The organism is Hymenobacter setariae (assembly GCF_007713685.1).
GTDB classification, from domain to species: domain Bacteria; phylum Bacteroidota; class Bacteroidia; order Cytophagales; family Hymenobacteraceae; genus Hymenobacter; species Hymenobacter setariae.
In genome coordinates, this window is record NZ_VMRJ01000001.1 from 847,181 (window position 1) to 868,253 (window position 21,073).

The 21,073-nt window shown below is 59.6% G+C and carries 16 protein-coding genes; 8 read left to right on the forward strand and 8 right to left on the reverse strand.

Going from position 1 to position 21,073, the window contains the following annotated elements; genetic code table 11:
* Positions 1-26: 26 nt before the first annotated feature.
* Entirely contained in the window at positions 27-1,193 is a 1,167-nt protein-coding gene (uxuA, locus tag FNT36_RS03620; RefSeq protein WP_144844449.1) for a mannonate dehydratase, read from the reverse strand.
* Positions 1,194-1,415: 222 nt separating this feature from the next.
* Here uxuA and FNT36_RS03625 point away from each other — a divergent pair, with 222 nt between their 5' ends.
* On the forward strand, positions 1,416-2,285 hold the full coding sequence (locus FNT36_RS03625; protein ID WP_144844451.1) for a dienelactone hydrolase family protein: 870 nt from the start codon (positions 1,416-1,418) through the stop codon (positions 2,283-2,285).
* 87 nt (positions 2,286-2,372) lie between these two features.
* Here FNT36_RS03625 and FNT36_RS03630 read toward each other — a convergent pair whose 3' ends face one another.
* From FNT36_RS03630 to FNT36_RS03645, 4 genes are all read right to left on the reverse strand, one after another.
* Positions 2,373-3,230: a hypothetical protein gene (locus FNT36_RS03630; RefSeq protein ID WP_144844453.1), complete on the reverse strand. Its 858-nt coding sequence runs from the start codon at positions 3,228-3,230 to the stop codon at positions 2,373-2,375.
* A gap of 268 nt (positions 3,231-3,498) precedes the next feature.
* Positions 3,499-4,686, reverse strand: coding sequence for an alpha/beta hydrolase (locus tag FNT36_RS03635; protein WP_144844456.1), 1,188 nt, complete (start codon positions 4,684-4,686; stop codon positions 3,499-3,501).
* On the reverse strand, positions 4,673-5,152 hold the full coding sequence (locus FNT36_RS03640) for a DinB family protein (protein ID WP_144844458.1): 480 nt from the start codon (positions 5,150-5,152) through the stop codon (positions 4,673-4,675). Before FNT36_RS03640 ends, FNT36_RS03635 begins: the two co-directional genes overlap by 14 nt.
* Before the next feature lie 16 nt (positions 5,153-5,168).
* The gene (locus tag FNT36_RS03645; RefSeq protein WP_144844460.1) at positions 5,169-5,870 is read right to left on the reverse strand and encodes a hypothetical protein; all 702 of its coding nucleotides are present in this window, start codon (positions 5,868-5,870) and stop codon (positions 5,169-5,171) included.
* A gap of 582 nt (positions 5,871-6,452) precedes the next feature.
* On the opposite strand from FNT36_RS03645, the gene FNT36_RS03650 reads away from it, so the two are divergent.
* The 4 genes from FNT36_RS03650 to FNT36_RS03665 all read left to right on the forward strand — a co-directional run bounded on the left by FNT36_RS03650 (position 6,453) and on the right by FNT36_RS03665 (position 12,637).
* Positions 6,453-9,476, forward strand: a complete 3,024-nt coding sequence (locus tag FNT36_RS03650) for a SusC/RagA family TonB-linked outer membrane protein (protein WP_144844462.1) — start codon at positions 6,453-6,455, stop codon at positions 9,474-9,476.
* Between the two features lie 17 nt (positions 9,477-9,493).
* Positions 9,494-11,131, forward strand: a complete 1,638-nt coding sequence (locus tag FNT36_RS03655; protein WP_144844464.1) for a RagB/SusD family nutrient uptake outer membrane protein — start codon at positions 9,494-9,496, stop codon at positions 11,129-11,131.
* Between the two features lie 108 nt (positions 11,132-11,239).
* On the forward strand, positions 11,240-12,037 hold the full coding sequence (locus tag FNT36_RS03660) for a SusE domain-containing protein (RefSeq protein WP_144844466.1): 798 nt from the start codon (positions 11,240-11,242) through the stop codon (positions 12,035-12,037).
* A gap of 153 nt (positions 12,038-12,190) precedes the next feature.
* A complete protein-coding gene (locus FNT36_RS03665) occupies positions 12,191-12,637 on the forward strand; it encodes a hypothetical protein (RefSeq protein ID WP_144844468.1) in 447 nt (148 codons plus the stop codon).
* A 100-nt stretch (positions 12,638-12,737) separates the two neighbouring features.
* On the opposite strand, the gene FNT36_RS03670 is transcribed toward FNT36_RS03665, so the two are convergent.
* Positions 12,738-13,775 (reverse strand): SDR family NAD(P)-dependent oxidoreductase, encoded by a 1,038-nt coding sequence (locus tag FNT36_RS03670; RefSeq protein ID WP_144844470.1) that lies wholly within the window; start codon positions 13,773-13,775, stop codon positions 12,738-12,740.
* 113 nt (positions 13,776-13,888) lie between these two features.
* Here FNT36_RS03670 and FNT36_RS03675 point away from each other — a divergent pair, with 113 nt between their 5' ends.
* Complete coding sequence (locus tag FNT36_RS03675; RefSeq protein ID WP_144844472.1) at positions 13,889-15,094, forward strand: tetratricopeptide repeat protein; 1,206 nt, start codon at positions 13,889-13,891, stop codon at positions 15,092-15,094.
* 25 nt (positions 15,095-15,119) lie between these two features.
* Here the strand turns inward: FNT36_RS03675 and FNT36_RS03680 are convergent, their stop codons facing one another.
* Entirely contained in the window at positions 15,120-15,833 is a 714-nt protein-coding gene (locus FNT36_RS03680) for a dienelactone hydrolase family protein (RefSeq protein WP_144844474.1), read from the reverse strand.
* A 350-nt stretch (positions 15,834-16,183) separates the two neighbouring features.
* Between FNT36_RS03680 and FNT36_RS03685 the strand changes: the two genes are divergently transcribed.
* Both FNT36_RS03685 and FNT36_RS03690 read left to right on the forward strand, forming a co-directional pair.
* Complete coding sequence (locus FNT36_RS03685; RefSeq protein ID WP_233635655.1) at positions 16,184-18,733, forward strand: TonB-dependent receptor; 2,550 nt, start codon at positions 16,184-16,186, stop codon at positions 18,731-18,733.
* 105 nt (positions 18,734-18,838) lie between these two features.
* On the forward strand, positions 18,839-20,104 hold the full coding sequence (locus FNT36_RS03690; RefSeq protein WP_144844478.1) for a PepSY-associated TM helix domain-containing protein: 1,266 nt from the start codon (positions 18,839-18,841) through the stop codon (positions 20,102-20,104).
* Between the two features lie 137 nt (positions 20,105-20,241).
* On the opposite strand, the gene FNT36_RS03695 is transcribed toward FNT36_RS03690, so the two are convergent.
* Entirely contained in the window at positions 20,242-21,024 is a 783-nt protein-coding gene (locus FNT36_RS03695; RefSeq protein WP_233635656.1) for a sulfite exporter TauE/SafE family protein, read from the reverse strand.
* Positions 21,025-21,073 lie beyond the last annotated feature (49 nt).

The window sequence follows — 21,073 nt, forward strand, 5'->3', positions numbered from 1 at the left end:
GTTAAAGACGAGCATCACTCCTGACGCTACCCTAGGCTACGGCTGATGCCCAGCTCCAGGCCGCGCAGCTCGGCCAGGCCACGCAGGCGGCCGATAGCCGAGTAGCCAGGGTTGGTTTTCTTGTGCAGGTCATCAAGCATCTGGTGGCCGTGGTCGGGGCGCATGGGCAGGCGCACCTGGCGCTGGCGCATCACGTGCACCAGCTCGCGCATCACGCCATACATGTCCACGTCGCCCTCTAGGTGGTTGGCTTCGTAGAAGTTACCATCGGCATCGCGCTGGGTGCTGCGTAAGTGAATGAAGTGAATACGGTCGGCAAACTGGCGCACCATGCCCGGCAGGTCGTTGTCTTCGCGCACTCCAAACGAGCCCGTGCAAAAGCACAGCCCATTGCGTAGCGACGGCACCGCCTGGGCCAACGTCACTACGTCATCGGCCGTGCTCACCACCCGCGGCAGCCCCAGAATGGGGTACGGCGGGTCGTCGGGGTGAATGGCTAGGTTCACACCCACCTCCTCGGCCACGGGCACTATTTCCTGCAAAAACAGGATAAGATGCTGGCGCAGCTTGTCGGCGTTGATACCCGCGTACGTATCCAGCGCCGCCTGAAACTGCGTTAGCGTGAAGCTTTCCTCGCTACCCGGCAGCCCGGCAATGATATTACGCTGCAATAGCTGTCGTTCGGCCTCTCTCATGTGCTGAAAGCGCTGACGGGCTGCCGCTAGCTCGCTGGCCGAGTAGTCGCCCTCAGCCCCTTGGCGGCGCAGCAGCAAGGTATCGAAAGCCACGAAAGCCGCTTTTTCAAAGCGTAGCGCCTTGGAGCCATCTTCTACTTCATACGCTAGGTCGGTGCGCGTCCAGTCGAGCACGGGCATGAAGTTGTAAGTGACCGTGTAGATACCGCAAGCAGCCAGGTTGCGAATAGACTGCTGATAATTAGCAATATATCGCTGAAAATCGCCGGAGCGCGTCTTAATATTTTCGTGCACGGGCACGCTTTCCACTACGCTCCACGTCAGGCCAGCTTCGGCAATCAGGGCTTGGCGCGCCTGGATTTCGGCCACCGGCCACACCTCGCCATTTGGAATATGGTGTAGCGCCGACACGATGTCAGTAGCGCCAGCCTGGCGAATGTCGGCGAGGCTTACGGGGTCATTGGGGCCAAACCAGCGCCAGCTTTGGAGAAGAGACATTATTTTAAAGCAGCAATTAGCAATGAGCACTTATCAACTTTCTGCCCGCCATGTTGCGCGCGAGGCAAACGAGCATGGCGCATGAGGCAGTAAAAGTAGACGCGGCGAGCTAGTGGCCCTTTTAGCTTCTTGCTGTTAGCGCAGCCCGTTTGCCCCACCTAGGGCCCGGTAACATTCGCCGGGTCAGTTGTTATGGCACCATACTTCCTTTCTCTCCTTATTATGAAAAAAATTCTGCTCTTTGTAGCGGCCGTTTTTAGTAGCGGCGCGGCCGTAGCCCAGGGCCCCAGCGCGGCCACCGTACTCAGCTGCTGCGCTCGCCCAGCCACCGCCAGCGCCACCGAAGCCTTCGCCATGCTGGCCAATGACCAGGACTTTATCGGCGGCCATGATGCGCCCCTGCCCTACTCCTATGCTGGCGAGGGCCAGATGATAGAGTTTAAAACTACGGACGGCCAAACCGGCCACGCCTTCGAAATTAAAAGCGCTAAGCCCAGCAACAAGTACTTGTTTGTGTACCAGGAGTGGTGGGGCCTCAATGACTACATCAAGAAAGAGGCCGCCCGCTTTGCCGAGGAAATGCCCGGCGTGAACGTACTGGCCGTGGACCTCTACGACGGCCAAGTAGCTACCACCCCCGAAGAGGCCGGCAAGCTGATGCAGAGCATCAAGACCGACCACGCTGCGGCCATCATCAAGGGCGCGCAACTTTATGCTGGCCCCAAGGCGCAGTTTGCCTCGGTGGGCTGGTGCTTTGGCGGCGGCTGGAGCCTGCAAAGTGCCCTGCTCGGCGGTAAGCAAACGGTGGGCTGCGTCATGTACTACGGCATGCCAGAGAAAGACGTAGCCAAGCTCAAAACCCTCAATTCGGACGTCCTAGGGCTATTTGCCGAGCAAGACAAGGGCATCAGCCCGGCCATCGTAGCGCAGTTTGAGAAGGACATGGCTGCCGCTGGCAAAAAGGTAACCGTGAAGGAATATCCGGCCGTGCACGCCTTCGCCAACCCCTCCAACCCCAAATACGACCAAGCGCTGGCCGCCGACGCCCACCAGCGGGCGCTCGCCTATCTCAAGGCCCGCCTCAAAGCGTAGCTGCTGGCCAGCTTACTCTACAAAAAAGCCCGCGTCCTATACCTAGGGCGCGGGCTTTTTGTGGTTGCCGTGGTGCGATGCACGATGTTAGCTCGCCTGCCGCAGCTCGGCGGTGCGCTGGGCAAAGCTGCTGGCGCGGCTCCCAACCTCCGCTGAGGCGAAGGGCAGGGCGTGCGGCCCGGGCGCCGGGCGTTGGGCCAGGGTCAGCTCGGCCGTTAGCTGCTGCACCTCGGCAAGCAACTGTGCCCAGTCGTGCGCCACAAAGTAAGGTTGGCTTCCGGCTTCGGGCACCAGCCCCGCGGCGGGGGCACCTAGGAGCCGCAGCCTCCGGGCAGCCCCGGCCAAGGGTTGCAAACTTTCGGTGGGGGCAGCGGCGGCCGCGTGCAGGTGGCGGGCCGAGGTCAGCAGCGTGAAGCCGTACAACTGGGGCTTTTCGCTAGCGGGCGCCAGCAGCCCTAGCTCAAAAGTGGCCCGCGTGAAGCGCCGCAGCAAAGCCGTGGTGGCTGACGTAGTAGCCAGTGCCCAAGCCTGACCTAGGGCCTGCAGCGCCTGAGCATAAGCGGGCTCCAGTAGCAAAGGCAGCCGGCCCATCACTTCCGAAAACAAATCGACGCCGTGGGCCGGCTGGTCAAATTCGGCAAACGTGCGCAAGCGCGTCACGAGCGGCAGTTCGCGCTGGGCCAGGGCCGCATAGTACGCCGCCTCGGGCAGCGGGCCGCCCACCGGGCGCAGCGTCCAGCCGGTGCGCTGGTATACCACCTGGCTCAGCCGGGCCACCTGGGGCACTTCCTCGCGGCGCAGCCCTAGGGCTGCCACCCCAGCCGCAAACGCCGGGCACGCCCGACGGTGCAGCAGCGCGTGCTGGCGGTCGAAGAGCATCTTCCAGACCATGCCCGAGGCGGGCGTGGCAGGGTGGTGAGGGTGGGCGAGCAGGTGCAAAGTCATGGTGCGTCGCGGGGGTGAAAAGGGTAAAAAAAAAGCCCGATTCCTGTCGAAGGAATCGGGCTAAAGCTTAGTTTGAGGCTAGAAGGGAAACCATTTCTTTATCTCCCTGGTGGCCGGCTATGCCGCACGATTCCGAGGCCCAAATTGGGTCGCTTAATCATTAGGCAATAAATGGTCGAGAAGCCGGTCATGTCGGGGGCAAATATACGAGGCTTTATAAATTGTGCAACTAGCTCAGCTTTTTTCGCGAAAAAATTTATCAATTATCCTATTTCAGCAATAGCCACTGGTAGGCGGGCCCAAACTCGCGCCGCCAAAACCACTCGGCGTGCTGGCCGTCAACAGGAGTTTTGAAGGCAATGTGGGTGGAGCTGAGGCCACGCGCCAGCAGGGCGTCGCGCACTTCGGCCATGTGCGGCACCATAGTAGGCCCTTCGGCCGGGCCAGCCACAAAGTAAAACCGGCTTTTGCTAGGCGCCGGGCGCCGCCGCACAAATGCCAGCACCGAGTCTTTCGCAAACCAGAATGCGGGTGAGAAAACCCCTACCCGGCCAAACACCGCCGGGTACTTTACCCCCGCATACAGCGAAATAAGCCCGCCCATGCTAGAACCCATAATGGCGGTATGGGCTGCATCGGGGCGGGTGCGGTAGTGCTGGTCGATATAGGGCTTGAGGGTGCGCACCAGAAACTCGACGTACTGGCTGCCTTCGCCGCCTTTTTTGAGGCGCTCATTCACCCAGGGCGAATACTCATCGAGCCGGCGCTCGCCGCCGTTGTCGATGGCTACTACGAGGCAGCCGGTTGGGTCCTGGCCGCTCTTCTTTAGCTGATTGAGAGTCTCATCAACGGCCCACTCGCCGGCGTAGGCTGTGGCCTCGTCAAATACATTCTGGCCATCGTGCAGGTACAGCACCGGGTAGCGGTGCCCGGACGTAGCGTAGTCCGGCGGCAGGTAGAGCCAGATGCGCCGCCGACGCCCGCCTAGCTGCGGCAGCCGAAAGGAATCGGCCAGAATGCGCACATTAGGCGCGGCGGTATGGGGCTTGGGAGGCACTGCAACGGAGCCACCGGGGCGCTGGTCTTGCCAGGCGGCTACTCGCAAGGTAAGCGTGCGCGGGCCGGTCCCAAAGTCGGCGCGCCGATTGGGCCGGGGCTGAAAGCTGCTGTCGGCCTCGCCGGTTTGCCACGAGCCGCGCGTGAACTTGAACTCCTGGAGCCCGCGCACGGCGGCGGGCAGCGTGAGCTGGTACGAGCCATCGGGCTGGGGCCGCAGGGCAAAATCGGGCGCGGCGGGGTTCCACTCATTGAAGGAGCCCGCTACGTAAATTTTCTGGCCGGCAGCTGGTGCCGGGCCAGGCAGTAGCCGCAGCGTGACCTGGGCATTGGCCAATTGGCTGCCTAGGCTAGCCGCCAAGCTCGCTGCCAGTAGGCGGCAGTAGCTAAGCGCGTGCATAGGTGCCGCGCACAAGTTTTTTTAAAAGCACCAATTGCCCTAGGTGGTAGTGCAGATGTTCTACGGCGCCTTGCAGGTTCTTGTAAGCAGAAGCGTAACCTGGCAAGATGGTATCGGGAAGCTTAGCTTCGTCAAAGCTGCGAATCGCCGCCGCTAGCTCCTGGGCCGACTGGCGGCTATCGGCCAGCAAGGCCTGCCAATCGGCCTCCTTTTCAATCGTTGGGGCATCAAAGCCATTGGCTGGGCCTACCTCAGTGGCCACCCCTTGGGCGCGGCGCGCCATTACGCGGTTCCAAAACGTGAGGTGGTGCAGGAGGGTGGCAATGGTATTGGGCGAGGCGGGCGTCTGAGTAATGGCCTCGCGCCACGTCACATCGTGCAGCGTCGGCAAGATGGCTACTTCCGTCCAGTTATCGCCTTCGTACACCTCGAGCACGTGCTGCGCAATAGCTTCGGTGAGTTCCATAACCAGTGGGATTAAACTAGCGGATAACCTCGCCAGCGCCGGCGCCCCGCTCCGATACGTCAATCTTGCGCAACGTGTACGCCGCCCGCACCGAGTCGACGCCAGGCAATCCATTGACCTCGAAGTTAATACGTGAACCCCGCTTTTGTGGGCCACTTACGAAGTGGCGGTATTCTTCGGCTGACTCGCGCACGACGTACAACTCGCCAGGGCTAGGCACCTTGAGGCGGGCGTAGGTGCTGCGGCCGTCGGGCGCGGGGTAGCGCTTTTCACTACTGGCCAGCAGGCTCACGCCCGTGAGGCGAAAGCGCTCATCGTCGGCGGCCTGGCCAGGTGGCGAGTAGTTACCTAGGCCATCCACAAAGACTTCGCGGCGGGCTACCAGTTCTTCCAGCGGCGTAGTTTTCAGCAACGGCAGATTTTTCTCCTCCATCAATAGCTGCTGCACCGCCGTGCCGGGGGCAGCCTGTTGGTAAAAAACCAGGACAGGGTCTTTTATTTTTATCTTACTAATAATGAGCTGTGGCTTGGCCTCTTCCTCGACCACGCGCTTGGCTGCCTCCACGGGCGGCGGCGGGGGCGGCGGCGCTTTTACCCCAGGTTTACCTTTCACCGGTGCCTTGCCGGGCACGGGCTTCCGGGCTTGGGCAGTTGCCGAGCCTACTGTGGCACCTAGCAGGGCTAAGGCGAGTAAAAAAGAGTAAAGCGTAAACTTCATAGTAGCGCAGAATCGGTCAAAAGTACAAAATTGGCGTGAGTTTGCGCAACGAACTGGCTCTTTGCCACCATCCAAAGCCAAAGCTACTGCCGGAATGGGATGCAGCCCATCACCCACTTAGCTTCTTGGCGCAGCAATGGCTTGCAGCCCTTGCCCGCAGCAGCTACGAGGCACCTAGCGGCGGCGGATTTTCGAAGCGGCACCCATAAGCAAGTCGAATGCCAGGCTCCGCTTAGCTAGCCTTGGTGCCCAGCCTACTAGCACGCCTAGCACCCTAAAATTACGCAGCTCGCCCCCTTACGCAGGCCCTTACCAGCTGCTAAACCGTCCTATTGCGAGTATGAATATTTCTGCTGCATGCCGACTAATGCATCATTTCGGCGCTTGCGTACTTAATTTTGCGGAATCGATTTCGTAAGCTCCTGCGCGTGCCTTCGGGCACGCCAGCTTAGGGAGGCGGAGAAAGCTGTTTTGTGGAAAAGGAGCCTTTTTCAAAACCTTCTCCCCGCTGCTACCTGTTTACCGCTCCCCTTTCCTTACGGATTATTTTTCCCACTTTTTTCCCCACCCGATTTGTTGTTTATGAAGCAACCCTACCTGGCGAAACTCCGGTTTCTGCTATTCTTATTACTCAGCTTAGCTGGCCCCCTAGGGGCAGCGTGGGCGCAGGCCACTACCGGCACGGTAACGGGCCGCGTGACGGACACCAAAAACGAAGGCATTCCGGGGGTAACGGTCGTGATTGAAGGCACGCAGCTCGGCAGCAGCACCGACGTGGATGGCAACTACACGATTTCCAACGTACCGGCCGGCGGCCGGGTGCTCGTTATCTCTTTCGTTGGCTACACCACCGTACGCCAGCAAATTGCAGTAGGTGAAGGCAAAACCCTGACGGTGCCCGCTCAGGCACTCAGCGAAAGCGCTACCCAGCTCGGCGAGGCTGTAGTAGTAGGCTACGGCACTCAGCGCCGCCAAGACTTGACCGGCGCCGTAGAGCAGATTTCTTCGAAATCCTTCGTGAAAGGCCAAGTAACCAACCCCGAGCAGCTTGTGCAGGGCAAAGTGGCTGGCGTACAGATTACGGACGCGGGTGGTGCCCCTGGCGCAGCTACCCAGATTCTGATTCGCGGCGGTTCGTCGCTGTCAGCCTCCAATGCACCGCTCATCATCATCGACGGTGTGCCGGTTGATAACACGGGCATTTCGGGCGCCACCAACCCGCTGAGCCTCATTAACCCCAATGATATCGAGAGCATTACTGTACTTAAGGATGCCTCTTCAACGGCTATCTACGGGGTGCGCGCTTCGAACGGTGTTATTCTGGTGACTACTAAGCGTGGCGTAATAGGCGACAAAGTACAGGTAACGGCTTCGACTCAGCAGTCGGTAGCTACGGTAGCTAAATATTCCAATGTACTGAATGCCGACCAGTTCCGCTCGTTGGTAAATACCTATGGCACCACCGGCCAGCGCGCCGTGCTGGGCACCGCCAACACCGACTGGCAGCGCGAAATCTACCGCCCCGCCTACTCGGCCGACAACAACGTGAGCGTGAGTGGCGCGGCCGGCAACCTCCCCTACCGGGCCTCGGTAGGCTACCTCTCGCAGCAGGGCCTGCTGAAGCGCAACGACCTAACCCGCTATACCGGCTCGCTGAGCTTGACGCCTGTGCTTTTCAAAGGCAGCCTGCGGGTAGCCCTGAACCTGAAGGGCTCGTGGGTAGACAACAACTTCTCGAACCAGGGCGCCGTGGGCGCTGCCACCTCATTTGACCCCACCCAGCCTGTGCGCTCTACTGCCTCGCAGTACTCGGTGTTTGGCGGCTACTACGAATCGCTGAACCCCGACGGCAGCCTCAACACGCTGGCCGTGCGCAACCCAGTGGCGCTGTACGACCTGCGCCGTGACCGCAGCACCGTGAAGCGCAGCATCGGCAACCTGACGCTCGACTACAAAATTCCATTTGTGCCAGGCCTGAGCGCCAACGTAAACGTGGGCTATGACGTGCAGCGCGGCCGTGGTACTACCTTCATTCCGGCCAATGCTGCTGACAGCTACGTGCGCAATGGCCAGAATAACTTCTACTCGCAAGACCTCAACAACTACCTGCTCGAAGCCTACGGCAAGTATGAGCGCACCCTAGGCCCCGGCCGCCTCGAATTTCTGGCGGGCTATTCGTACCAGAAGTTTGAGAACCGCTCGTATGTATTCGACGACCGCCGGGCCGATGGCAGCATCTACAACCCGGTAGCCCTGAGCTACAGCGGCCAGAGCACGTATTTGAACACCAACGTCCTCATTGGTTTCTATTCGCGCCTTAACTACAACATTGCCGATAAATACCTGTTCACCGGCACGTTCCGTGCCGATGGCACTTCGCGCTTTGCCCCCGGCCGTCAGTTTGGCTACTTCCCCTCGGGTGCCTTTGCTTGGCGTTTGAAAGGCGAGGAATTCCTGAAAAACTCGTCGGCCATCTCCGACCTGAAGCTGCGCCTAGGCTACGGCCAAACCGGCCAGCAGGACCTAGGCGGTAGCTACTACCCCTTCCTAGCCAACTTGTCGCTCAGCAACCTGACGGCGCAGTACCAGCTGGGCAACACCTTCTACCGCACGCTACGCGCTGACCAGTACAACCCCAATATCACGTGGGAAACCACGACGACCTACAACGTGGGCTTGGACTACGGCTTCCTAGGTGGCCGCCTGTATGGTTCGGTTGACTTCTATAAGCGCGACACCAAAGACCTGCTCAACTTCGTGCAAGTAGCAGCTCTTCAGGGCCTTTCGAACTATGGCAACTTCAACGTGGGGTCGCTCACCAACAAAGGGGTAGAAATCGTTACTAACCTGGATGTGGTGAAAACCGACAAGCTGAGCATCACCGTAAATGCTAACGCTACCTACAACCAGAACCGCATTACGAAGCTCACTAACTCTGACTCGCCCAACGATATTGGCCAGCTGACCGGCGGCATCTCGGGTGGCGTAGGCAACACGATTCAAGTAAACTCGGTGGGCTACTCGGCCCAGTCGTTCTACGTGTACCAGCAGGCGTATGACACCAACGGCAAGCCCCTCGAAGGCGTGTACGTAGACCGCAACGGCGACGGTACCATCAACAGCTCGGACCGCTACCGCTACAAGTCGGCCCGCCCTAACTGGATTCTGGGTGGCGGTGCCAATGCCACGTACAAAGGCTTCAACTTGGCCTTTACGCTGCGTGCCAACCTAGGCAACTACGTGTACAACAACGTGCGCGCCAGCTCTTTCTACGACGCCAGCACCAACAACTTCCTGGTTAACCGCAACCGCGAAGTATTGAGCTCGGGCTTTACCTCGGCTCAGTACTTCTCCGACTATTTCGTGGAGAATGCTTCGTTCCTGCGCATGCAGAACGCTACTCTCGGCTACAACTTTGGTGAACTGCTGAAGAAGGGCACGAACTTAGGCTTGTCAGTTGCGGTTCAGAACGTATTCGTAATCACCAACTACAAGGGCATTGACCCCGAGATTTTCTCGGGCGGCGCCAACCCAACGATTGGCATCGACCAAACGATTTATCCGCGTCCGCGCACGTTCACGGTTGGTCTTAACCTCGGCTTTTAATTTCCCACCCATCGCATATGCAAACTAAATTCACTCGCACGCTCGGGATGCTGGCGCTGGCCGCTGGGTTAACAGCCCTCTCGACAGGCTGCACCAAGGACCTAGACCAAGTGCCCGACTACTCGGCCAACGCCGAGGTAGTATACAGCGACCCCGCCCAGATTCAACAAGTACTGGCGCGCCTCTACGCCACTTATGCCGTGAGCGGCCAGCAGGGCCCATCGGGCCAGGCCGATATCTCGGGCATCGACGAAGGCTTCTCGAACTACATCCGGGTGTACTGGCAGCTGCAGGAAATCACGACCGACGAGGCCGTGCTGGGCTGGAACGATGGCAACCTGCCTTCGATTAACACCATGACTTGGAACGCGGACAACGAGTTTGTGCGCGCTACCTACGACCGCATTTACTACCAAATCGGCCTCTGCAACGAGTTCATTCGCCAGACCACCGATGCCAACCTGGCGAGCCGCGGCATCACGGGCGCCACGGCCACTACCGTGAAGCAGTACCGCTCCGAAGCGCGCTTGCTGCGCGCCATGAGCTACTGGCACATTGTGGACCTCTTCGGGGGTGGGCCGTTTGCCACCGAAGCCGACGTACTGGGCACCCTGCCGCAATACAAGACCCGGGCCGAAATCTTCGCCTACGTAGAGTCGGAATTGAAAGCCCTCGACGGCACCGACGCCAGCAATGGCGGCCTGCTGGCGCCTAAGGCGGTGTATGCCCGCGCCGACCAAGCCGTGTGCTGGACGCTGCTCACCAAGTTGTACCTGAACGCGCAGGTATACACCGGCACGCCCCGCTACACCGACGCCGTGACCTACGCCAACAAAGTGCTCGCAGCCAATTACCAGCTGTGCACCACGCCTTCGGCACAGTTCTCAGCCTACCAAAAGCTGTTTTTGGCTGACAACAACACGAGCGAGGCCCGCAACGAAATCATCTTCCCCATTGCCTTCGACGGCACCCGCACCCGGGGCTACGGTGGTATGACCTACCTCGTGCACGGCGCTGTGGGCGGCACGCTTTCGCCCGCTACCATCGGTATCAATTCGGGCTGGGGTGGCTTCCGGGCACGCCAGCAGTTTACGGCCCTGCTCACAAACAATACCACTAGCACTTCAGACGCACGTCGCAGCATACTCTACACCTCGGGCCAGCGCCTGAATGTGGATACGCTCACGGCTTTCCGCAACGGCTACCTGCTGCCGAAGTATAAGAACGTAACCTCGACGGGCGTGAAGGGCTCGGATGCCGCGGGTGACTTCCCGGATACCGACTTCCCAATGTTCCGCCTCGCCGACGTGAAGCTCATGTACGCCGAAGCTGTGCTGCGTGGCGGCACAGGCGGCACCGCCGGCACGGCCCTCGACCAAGTAAACGAAGTGCGTCGCCGCTCGGGCTCGGCTAACCTATCGGCCGTAGCGCTCAATGACATCCTCGACGAGCGCGCTCGCGAGCTGTACTGGGAAGGCCACCGCCGCACCGACCTCATTCGCTTTGGCCGCTACACTACCGGCTACAACTGGGCGCTGAAAGGCGGCGTGAACAGCGGCCGCGACGTGGATGCCACCCGCGCCCTGTTCCCAATTCCGAACACGGACATCGTAGCCAACCCCAACCTGCAAGGCAAGCAGAACCCTGGTTACTAACGCATTTTTATTTTTTGAGCGCCGGAATTCTTTGGTATTCTAGAGGGTTTCGGCCTCAAGAAAAATGCGACAGTGCCCCGCTTTTACCCACCCGTATTTTATCGTTCCATGAAAACTTGGATTACCCAAACGGCGGCCGGCGTGTTGGCTGTTGCCGCCTTCAGCCTGACGGCTTGTAAGAAAGACGAGGTGCAGGCTACTCTCACGCCTACCAACTCAGTATCGCTGACTGCCTCGACCACCAGTGTGGTGCTGACGCAGGCCAATGCCGCCGCCAACGCCGCCACTTTCACGTTTACGCCGCTCACCTATTCCTGGGCCAACGTAGACAAGCCCTATAGCCCAGCCACTACCTATACCCTGCAAGTTGCCAAGCAAGGTACCAACTTTGCCAATGTCGTTTCGTCTATCGACCTAGGTGCGGGCCCGAGCAAGACTTTCACCGTGGGCGACCTCAACACGCCACTGCTGGCCGGTGGCCTACCCGTGGGCACAGCCACACCGCTCGACATTCGGGTGAAGGCCGTGTACGCAGCCAATGCCCCAATGTACTCCCCTACGCTGCCCCTCACGGCCACCGTGTATTGCGCACAGCCAGCTGCCAACCAGGCTTGGTCTATCATCGGTGCAGCAGCTAAAGGCTGGAGCACCGATGCGGTGATGACGTATGACTGCGCTCAGAATGCTTTCACGTACACGGGCTCGTTTGCAGCCGATGAGTACAAGTTCCGCTACGGCGCAGACTGGAAAGCTAACCTAGGTGATGGCGGCAGCACCGGCGTCCTCAAGCAGGATGGTGGTAACCTCAAAATCACTAAGGCTGGCACCTATACTATCACGCTGAAGCCGGCTTCGCTGAACAGCGACGGCAAAGTGTCGGATGGTAGCACGTATACCGTTAAGTAGTAGGCGCTACTATTTTGCTTTTAAAAAAGCCGCTGCTGGTCAGCGGCTTTTTTTATGACTACTACCCGGCGATTTTCGGCACCAAAATGGCTATTCTCGACGTTGCTTCACCTATTATTGCCAGCGCCGATAGACGCACCCTTCCCTACTTCTATGCTTATTAAGCACTCCATTTTCTTGCTATTGCCGTTGCTAGCTGGCTCTTCGCTAGCCAGCGCCCAGGTAGCCTCCACTATCAAAAAGCCGGCGGCCGCTGGGGCTGCTGCTACTTCGGTCGAGGACCGCGCCAACGCCCTCACTACCAATATGGCCCAAGCGCTGGGCCTGACGCCCGCGCAGGCAGAAAAGGTCCGCGTTATTAATACCAACTCGGTGCGCAATGTGGAGGCTGCCCGGCAGCGCTTTCGCCAAGACCCCACCAAGCTGCGTGGTTACATTGAGGACATCGGCCTGGCCCGCCTCGAGCAGTTGAAAGAAGTGCTCACGCCCGCTCAGTTTACCCGCTACCAGCGCAAGCGCGAAGAGAAAATGGGCATTCCAACTTCACAGGGCGCCCAGGGCACCCCGCCGCCCGGCCTAGGTCGCCCAGATAGTGAATAGCCCCGTGCTACAGCCAAAAAAGAAAAAAGCCCGCGCACAGTTGTGCGCGGGCTTTTTTCTTTTTTGGCTGTAGCACGGGCCCTAGGGGGCTCTAGCTCATCTACTCGTTGTTGCGGCGAGCCTCCTGCTTGTTGAGGGTCGTGAGGAAAGAGCGCGTGATAGGCGTTTCACTTTCGTAGCCGCTGCGGCGCTCGTTGGCAGCTGGGCTTTCGCCGGTGGCGGGCAGGGCGCGGTTTACCCAGGCCAGCACATCGACCGTAGTACCCGGCAGCACGCCGTGGAAACCTGCCAGCAGCTTGGCCGGGAGCGAAAGGATAATTTCGCCATCACCGCGGCGGGCGGCGTTCCAAATGCGGCGGGCGGCTTGCTCGGCGCTCATCGTGAATCCTGGCAGCGCATCGGCAATGCTAAACCAAGCGTACTCTTTCTCGTGCTGACCCTTTATTTCGGCGTGGCCGGGGCTGCCTGTGCGCAGCAAGCCGGGGCACACCGTGGTGACATAGATGCCGTACTGATTCAGCTCGGCGCGGAAACCTTCGGATAGCCCGACAAGGGCAAACTTGCTGGCGCTATAGGCTGTGAGGTGTGGAATAGCCACTTTGCCACCTAGGGAAGAAATATTGATGATGCGCCCCTCACCGCGCTGCTTCATGCCGGGCAGCACGGCTTGCATAGCGTGGAAGGGTGCCCAAAAGTGGGTGTTCATGGCATCCTCGAAGTCGCGGGTATCCATGTTTTCGAGCGGGCCACCGATGATAATACCTGCATTGTTGACGAGCACATCAATGGGACCTAGGCGGTTTTCAACTTCTTCCACGAGCGTGCGCACGTCGTTGGCATCGGTGAGGTCGCGGGAGAGGGCAAGCACGGTGGACTCAGTACCGCCGTAGTCGAGCAGGTCTTGCCGCGCCCGGGTGAGTTCTTGTTCATCGCGGGCGCAGATGGCTACACGGGCGCCTTCCGACACCGCGCGGCGAGCCAGCACCAGCCCTAGGCCCCGCGACCCTCCCGTGATGAGCACGGTGCGGCCCGTAAGCTCATACGAGCCCCGGCGATTGCGCCAAACAGTGGTAGCAAGGGCCGCTAGGCCGAATCCGGCGGCCCAGAGCCAAGAAGTAGTGCGTGGAGTTGGCTTCATGCTATGCTGTATGGCAATTGGCCCGGAAAGGTTGCACAGCACTTGGCAAAAGCGTGAGCATGCCTTAATCTTGTTTGCACTTTTGCGCTTCCTTCTCTCCTATCTCCCTCAGCTTGGAAATCGCTCCCTATATCGCTGCTGTGCTGCTGCTAGTAGTGCTACTTTGGTGTGTAGTGGGTGTGCTACACGAGGCGGGCCATGCCTGGGCGGCCCTGACGTTGCTGCCAGGCCCCGTCACGGTACACCTCGGCACCTATGGCCAGCCTACCAGAAATCTGCGCTTCCAAGTTGGCCGCCTACAAGTATTCGTAGCGTACACCGTGCTGCTGTGGCGCGGCGGCTACTGCGAGCACCAAGCGACTACTGCTGCCTGGCGCAAGGCGGCCATCATAGTAGCGGGGCCTCTGCTACCGCTTTTGCTGGCGGGAGGTGGCGTGGCAGTCGCTTTTTCTCAGTCTAACTATCCTCTGCGAGCGCTTGCGTGCTGCCTGCTGGGGTTGGCTACTGTAGGGTTCTTCTTCAACTTGGTGCCACGTACCAGGCCTATCTTATTAGCCGACGGTCGCCGAATCTTTAATGATGGCCAGCAGCTAGTAAACATCTATCGACTACCCGAGCTAGGCCGGCGCCTGAATGCGCAGCTGCAACAAGCCGAAGCCTGCCGGGTGGCCGGCAACTATGCCGAAAGCGCTGACCTCTACGTGGCGCTGCTGCCCAAAGTCGTGCCCACGGCTTCTATCCTACAGCACGCTTACTATGTACTGACACATGCGGGCCGGTACGCCGAAGCCTTACCGGTGAGCATGCAGTACCAAGAAGAATTTGCGGACCAGCTAACTGATGACGACCAATTTACCCATGCGCTTATTCTGTCGCGCCTAGGCCAGCACGCCGCCGCTATAGATGCCTACACTGCCCTCATCGAGCAGCCGCAGCCCTACGTTAATGCCTATAATAATAGAGGCTATACCCACAACTTATTGGGCAATTATGCGCTGGCACTCGCCGATTTTGACCACGCTATTGCCTGTGAGCCTGGACAGGCCTACGCCTACAACAATCGGGGTTTGGCGCTGCTCAAGCTAGGCCAAGAAGCGGCGGGCCTAGCCGATATCCAGCACGGCCTAGCGCTCGACCCTGCCAATGCGTATGGCTACCGCAACCTAGGCATTTACCACCTCGACCGGGGCGAGTATGCAGCGGCACTTCATCATTTTGAACAGGCGCAACAGCTCGACTCTGCTACGCATGAGCTAAGCACATACATGCAAGAAACCCACCAGCGCTTGGCACAAAGCACTGGTGGGTCACTGCCGTAGCGGACACTTAGCGATGATAGCGGGCTTATTTACCCAGCTTTTCTTGGAAGAAAGCTAGCGTGAGAGCCCAGGCCTCGGCGGCGGCCTCGGCATTGTAGCTGGGGCGTTCGTCGCAGTTGAAGCCGTGGTCGGCGTAAGAAATAACCGTGTTGATGTAGGGTTTGCCGGCCGCTTCCACGGCCTCGACCACTTGCGTTATTTGGTCTTTGCTGATGTGCTGGTCGAGCCCACCCCAGTAGAAAAGGTGCGGCGCGTGCAGGTCAGCGGCTAAGTTGGTGATGGTGTGCGTGCCGCCACCGTAGTATGACACAGCCGCAGCCACGGGCACCACAGCATTAGCCCGGAACGACACCTGCCCACCTAGGCAAAACCCGATGCTGCCAACTTTATCTTTTTGCACGTCGTCCTGGCTTTGCAGCCAGTCATAGGCGGCCTGAATGTCTTGGTTCAGGCCTTCCGGCGTGATAGCCTGGTAGTGCGGCATGGCCTGGGTGGCAAATTCGGTGTAGGGAATTTCGAGGCCCGGCTCGGCCGAGCGGTGAAACAGCTCGGGCGCTACCACCACGTAGCCGGCTTGGGCCAAGCGGTCGGCTACGTTACGAATGTGACCATTCACGCCGAAAGCTTCCTGAAACAGCAGGATGCCGGGTGCTGGGCCGTTGGCTTGGGGGCGAGCTACGTAGACGTGCATCTGGGTGCCGTCGGCTACGGATAGCACAAGCGAATTAGGAGTACTCATGGTTGGCTAGAGAGTGGAGAAGGAAAGTGCTGCCAGCAACAGGGCTCCTAGGTAGCTTGTTTTTGGTGATGCAAAGAGCAGTTGCGGTTGGCTATGAGTGAGTCGTTGCTGACTTAGCTACCTAGGGCTTGAAGCGGTCGCCTACCAGACACACTGTAAGCTCATTACTCCTGGTGCTGCATAAGCGAGCCCTGTTTCTTAGTTAGCAATTTTAGCTAGAGCCTTATAGTCTTCATTAAAAATTCATCATAAATAGGTGCCACTGACAGATTTATAATTTTAAGTTTATTTGGAACATATCTAAACAAGCCGCATATTTGCCCTTGAATTGAATGATTCTAAATAAGACTATGCGCCAACACCTACTTCCTTTTCTTCTCTCGAGTAGTCTATTTCCTGCCGTTGCCTTTGCCCAAACGCCTGCCACGCCGCCACGCCCACACCATGCTCACCGAGGCCGCCTAGGTACCCTGACAGGCCACGTAGTGCTGGCCGACGGCCAGCCTGCCGACCACGTATCGGTAATGGTAAAAGGCACGCCCCACGGCACTACTCCCGACGCGGCCGGCAATTTTAGCCTGGAGGCTCCCACGGGCTGGCAGATTATCACGGTAACCGGCCTAGGGTACTCGGCGCAGGAAGTTTCGGTAGAAGTGCTGGAGGGCCAAGCTACTGCCGTGCCCACGCTGACTTTAGTGCGGGGCCACCGCCAGCTCGATGAGGTCAACGTGCTGGGTAACAAAACCCTCAACCAGCGCCCTACTGCGGTAGGCAAAATGCCAGTAGCCCCGCTCGACCTGCCCCAATCAGCCATTACGGTTGGGCAGCAGGTACTGGAAGAGCAGCAGGTGCTGCGCATCAGCGATGCGGTGGTGAACACGCCCGGTCTCTACGTGATGGGCAACACCGGCGGCACCCAGGAAGAGCTAGCCAGCCGGGGCTTTGCTTACACCAGCAATAACACCTTCAAAAACGGGGTGCGCTACAACAACGCCATCTTCCCCGAAGCCAGCTCCTTAGAAAGGCTGGAAGTACTGAAGGGCAGCGCGGCCATTTTATACGGCAACGTGGCAGCCGGTGGCGTGCTCAACCTCGTCACCAAAAAGCCCCGCTTTGAGCGTGGCGGCTCGGTGGGCCTGCGCCTAGGTAGCTTCGGCTTCGTGAAGCCCACCTTTGACGTGTATGGCGCGGTAGGCACCAGCGACAAGGTAGCCTTCCGCCTAAATGGCACCTACGAGCGCGGCGACAGCTACCGCGACCAAGTGACGGGCAACCGCTTCTACGTCAACCCTTCGCTCCTCTTCCGCCTCACGCCCAAAACCGACCTAGTGCTGGAAGGTGACTTCTTGCGCGACCGCCGCACGCCCGATTTTGGCATTGGGGCCATCAACTACGAGATTATCGACTCGCGCAGCCGCTTCCTCAACGTGCCCGGCGCGCTCAACTCGACCCAGCAAATCAGCACCACGGCCACCCTCACCAGCCACCTCAGCGATAGCTGGAGCATCCGGGCCATCGGCGGCTTTCAGCGCTACGAAAACGAGCTGAAGAGCGGCGCCCGCCCCACCAACGTAATCAGCACCCCCGGCGCCACCTACGGCAACTGGACTCGCACGCTGCAACGCAGCGAAACGTACCAAAACTACTTCCTGGCCGAAGTTGACCTGACCGGGCAGTTCCGCACCGGCGCCATCGGCCACACACTGCTGGTGGGGGCCGATGCCGACCAGTACCAAGGCAGCACGCTGGCCTACACCAATCCGGCTTCGTCCACCAGCGCTACCACGGCTGTCTCCGCCTATGATGTTATTAATATCTTGGACCAGAGCCGGGTACTTACTCAGCCCACCTCGCGCCTCAGCGGCTTTGAGGCGCTGGTAAACAACTCGCTGACCAAGGACAATACCCGCCGCGCCGGCTTCTACGCCCAGGACCTAGTGAGCCTCGGCGAGAAAGTGAAAGTGCTGGCTGGCCTGCGCTGGAGCTACCAGGAAACTCCCAGCGACGTGTACTACTACAGCAATCCGGCCACGCTAACCGCCAAAACGGCCGGCACCTACGTCGAAAACCGCCGCTACGACAACGCCTTTTCGCCGCGCCTCGGGGTGGTGTACCAGCCCGTGAAGAACTCGGCCGTTTTCGCATCTTACTCTAACTCCTTCACCCCCAACTCGGGCATCGACGTGACGGGGGCGGCGCTGGCGCCTTCGGTTATCGACCAGTACGAGGTGGGCATCAAAAACGACCTGTTTAAGGGCGCGCTATCGGCCAATGTCACGCTGTACCGCATCGTGAACAGCAACCAAACCCAGACCGTGCTGCAATACTTGAGCGGCACCAACACCCCCAACCCCAACTACAACGCCGCCTACCCCAACGCCCAGGAAATGGCCGGCCAAGTCACCAGCAAGGGCGTAGAGGTCGATGTGCAAAGCAAGCCCTACCTAGGGTGGTCGGTGCTGGCGGGCTACAGCTACAACAACACGGCCTACACCAACAGCAACGTGTATGAGAATGGCAGCCGCCTGCGCTACAACCCCGCACACACCGCCAACGCTAGCGTCTTCTACAACTTCAACTCGGCCTTCGACGGTGGCTTTTTGCACGGCCTGTCGCTAGGGGCAACGGGCTACTACGTGGGCGACCGCCTGGCCGGCCGCAACCCGCGCTTGGTAAACCCCACCACTGGCGCTCCCAATTACACCGATGCTTTCAAAATCATCGCCCTACCCAACTACTTTCTCTTCGACGCCAACATTGCCTACACCTACCAACGCTTTACGCTGCGCGCCAAAGCTGCCAACCTGCTCGGCAAGCTGAGCTATAATGTGCACGACGACAACAGCGTGAACCCCATTGCGCCGCGCACCTACGCTGCCACCCTCAGCTTCCGGCTATAGCAGCGGCAAAAAGACTCGCTCTGCCGCTACTTTTCACCTATTAATCGTCAAGTACTTGACCCACCGGCTTGCCGGTGGGTTCTTTGCTAAAATTATTTATCGGTCATGAAGCTGTTTTTCCGCCGCATTCACTTGTACCTCGGGCTAGTGTCGGGGCTGTTTTTGGTCGTGGTGTGCCTCACGGGCAGCATCCTAGTTTTTGAAGAAGAGCTAGAGCATGCGTTTCACCGCGAGCGCTACTTTGTAGATGCCGCTGCTACGCCGCGCCTTTCCTTGGCCCAGCTCACCGCCGCCGTGCGGGCTGCTAAGCCCAAAGCCAAAATCAACGGCTTCAAAGTTTACGCCGACCCCACCCGCACTGTAGAAGTGAACCTAGGTGGCGCCGGCCGCCCAGGCGGCTCCCAAGGCGAGCCGCGCGGCGCAGGCAAGAGCGCTAGTGGCCCACAAGAAGGTGCCGGCCCAGGCGCTCGCGGCCGCGAGCGCAGCCAGGCGGGTGGCCCTGCTAATGCCAAGGGCGGCCCCGGCAAAGGTGACCGAGGCCCCACGCTTTTCCTGAACCCCTACACCGGGGCAGTGCTCGGCGAGTTTAGCAAGCAGCAGTCATTCTTTCACTTCGTAGAAGAAATTCACCGCGGCCTGGTAGCAGGCCGCGTGGGCAAGCTGGTGATGGGTATTAATTCTATCATATTCGTCTTCATCTTGGGCACCGGGCTGGTGCTGTGGTGGCCAGCCACGCGCCGCGCCCTCAGTTCGCGCCTGCGCGTAAAATGGGACGCCAGTTGGAAGCGCGTTACTTACGATTGGCACACGGCCCTAGGGTTTTACAGCTCGCTGTTTCTGCTTGTCATGGCGCTCACGGGTGTAGGTATGGCTTTCGATTGGGTGGGCAAGGGTATCAATACGCTCACGCACTCGCCCCAGCAGCGGCCCGAGCCACCCACTTCGACGCTGCCCACCGGGCCCGCCCCTGCAGCCTTTGGGGCCGACGCAGCCCTGGCACTAGCCCGCCAGCAGGCCCCCGCGGCCACCAGCTACACCCTACAAATGCCCAAAGCTCCCGATGGCAGCATCCAAGTAGGCATTTTGCGTCCCGATGCTATCATGGAGCGAGCTACTGACGACGTATACCTCGACCAGTACACCGGCCAGGTGCTGCGCCAGCAGGCCTATGCCGAGAAGCCTGTGGGGCAGCGCATTCGGGGGCTGTTCAAGCCCATTCATACGGGCGCTATTTTTGGCTGGCCCACCAAGATGCTGGCCTTGGTAGTAGTACTACTGGGCGCCACCTTCCCCGTCACGGGCACCCTCATGTGGTTAAACCGCACCCGCAAATCACGCAAAAAGAGTACGCCCCACGTGGCGGTAGCCTAGCCTCTCCGCCGCCCCAACTCTCTCCTAGGTTAGCCAAGCCGCTGCTCCCGAAGCTGAACGCCACGGGAGCAGCGGCTTTGTCGTACTGGCCCGCGATGCTAGGGCAATGGCTGCCCTAGGTGCCCCTATCTAGAAGCTTAGGCTTGATACATATCCCAACCTAGCTTCATAATAAACCCGCTGACTACTAACAAGAACAGCACTCGCACGAAGCTCGTGCCGCGCTGTAAGGCCAGGCGGGCGCCCAGCGCCGAGCCTAGCATGTTGCAGGCTGCCATGGGCAAAGCAATATGATAGAGCACTTGCCCCGTCGAGATAAAATACGCCAGCCCCGCGATGTTGGTAGCCACGTTCACCACCTTGGCCGAGGCCGAGGCGGCCAGAAAATCGTAGCCAAATAGCCCCACAAAGGCAAACAGCAGTAGGCTGCCCGTACCCGGCCCAAAAAACCCGTCGTAAAACCCTAAGGCGGCGCCCAGCGCTACACCCGTCAGCAGTTCACGGCTGCCATGCAGCCGCGGCGCGTGCAGGCTGCCAAAGTCTTTGCGCCAAAAAGTATAAGCTGCCATGAGTACCAGCAAAGCCAGCACCAGCGGCCGCACCAAGTCTTTGTCGAGGCCACTCACGGCGCGGGCACCTAGCAGGGCAAAGCAGCCCGCTACTACCGCCGCCACGCCTACTGTGCGCCAGCGCATAGGTACCGCACTACTACCCCGTAGGTAGCGCGTCAGGGCGGCGCTCGTGCCAGCCAAGCTAGCTACTTTGCCGGTACCTAGGATGGTGGGCACTGGCACCTCAGGCAGCAATAGTAGCAGCGCGGGCAACTGAATGAGCCCGCCCCCGCCCACCATGCCGTCAATCAGGCCCGCCCCAAAGGCAGCCAGGCAGAGCAAAAAGAGAGTGAGAATAGATATGACCACTATAATGAAGCCAACTGAATGCGTAAGCAAGTCAGAATAATAAATGCGG

What these genes read in the sequence shown, in the direction of transcription:
- uxuA (WP_144844449.1), bottom strand. Translation starts at nt 1,193, where the DNA reads ATGTCTCTTCTCCAAAGCTGGCGCTGGTTTGGCCCCAATGACCCCGTA.
- FNT36_RS03625 (WP_144844451.1), top strand. Translation starts at nt 1,416, where the DNA reads ATGAAAAAAATTCTGCTCTTTGTAGCGGCCGTTTTTAGTAGCGGCGCG.
- FNT36_RS03630 (WP_144844453.1), bottom strand. Translation starts at nt 3,230, where the DNA reads ATGACTTTGCACCTGCTCGCCCACCCTCACCACCCTGCCACGCCCGCC.
- FNT36_RS03635 (WP_144844456.1), bottom strand. Translation starts at nt 4,686, where the DNA reads ATGCACGCGCTTAGCTACTGCCGCCTACTGGCAGCGAGCTTGGCGGCT.
- FNT36_RS03640 (WP_144844458.1), bottom strand. Translation starts at nt 5,152, where the DNA reads ATGGAACTCACCGAAGCTATTGCGCAGCACGTGCTCGAGGTGTACGAA.
- FNT36_RS03645 (WP_144844460.1), bottom strand. Translation starts at nt 5,870, where the DNA reads ATGAAGTTTACGCTTTACTCTTTTTTACTCGCCTTAGCCCTGCTAGGT.
- FNT36_RS03650 (WP_144844462.1), top strand. Translation starts at nt 6,453, where the DNA reads ATGAAGCAACCCTACCTGGCGAAACTCCGGTTTCTGCTATTCTTATTA.
- FNT36_RS03655 (WP_144844464.1), top strand. Translation starts at nt 9,494, where the DNA reads ATGCAAACTAAATTCACTCGCACGCTCGGGATGCTGGCGCTGGCCGCT.
- FNT36_RS03660 (WP_144844466.1), top strand. Translation starts at nt 11,240, where the DNA reads ATGAAAACTTGGATTACCCAAACGGCGGCCGGCGTGTTGGCTGTTGCC.
- FNT36_RS03665 (WP_144844468.1), top strand. Translation starts at nt 12,191, where the DNA reads ATGCTTATTAAGCACTCCATTTTCTTGCTATTGCCGTTGCTAGCTGGC.
- FNT36_RS03670 (WP_144844470.1), bottom strand. Translation starts at nt 13,775, where the DNA reads ATGAAGCCAACTCCACGCACTACTTCTTGGCTCTGGGCCGCCGGATTC.
- FNT36_RS03680 (WP_144844474.1), bottom strand. Translation starts at nt 15,833, where the DNA reads ATGAGTACTCCTAATTCGCTTGTGCTATCCGTAGCCGACGGCACCCAG.
- FNT36_RS03685 (WP_233635655.1), top strand. Translation starts at nt 16,184, where the DNA reads ATGCGCCAACACCTACTTCCTTTTCTTCTCTCGAGTAGTCTATTTCCT.
- FNT36_RS03690 (WP_144844478.1), top strand. Translation starts at nt 18,839, where the DNA reads ATGAAGCTGTTTTTCCGCCGCATTCACTTGTACCTCGGGCTAGTGTCG.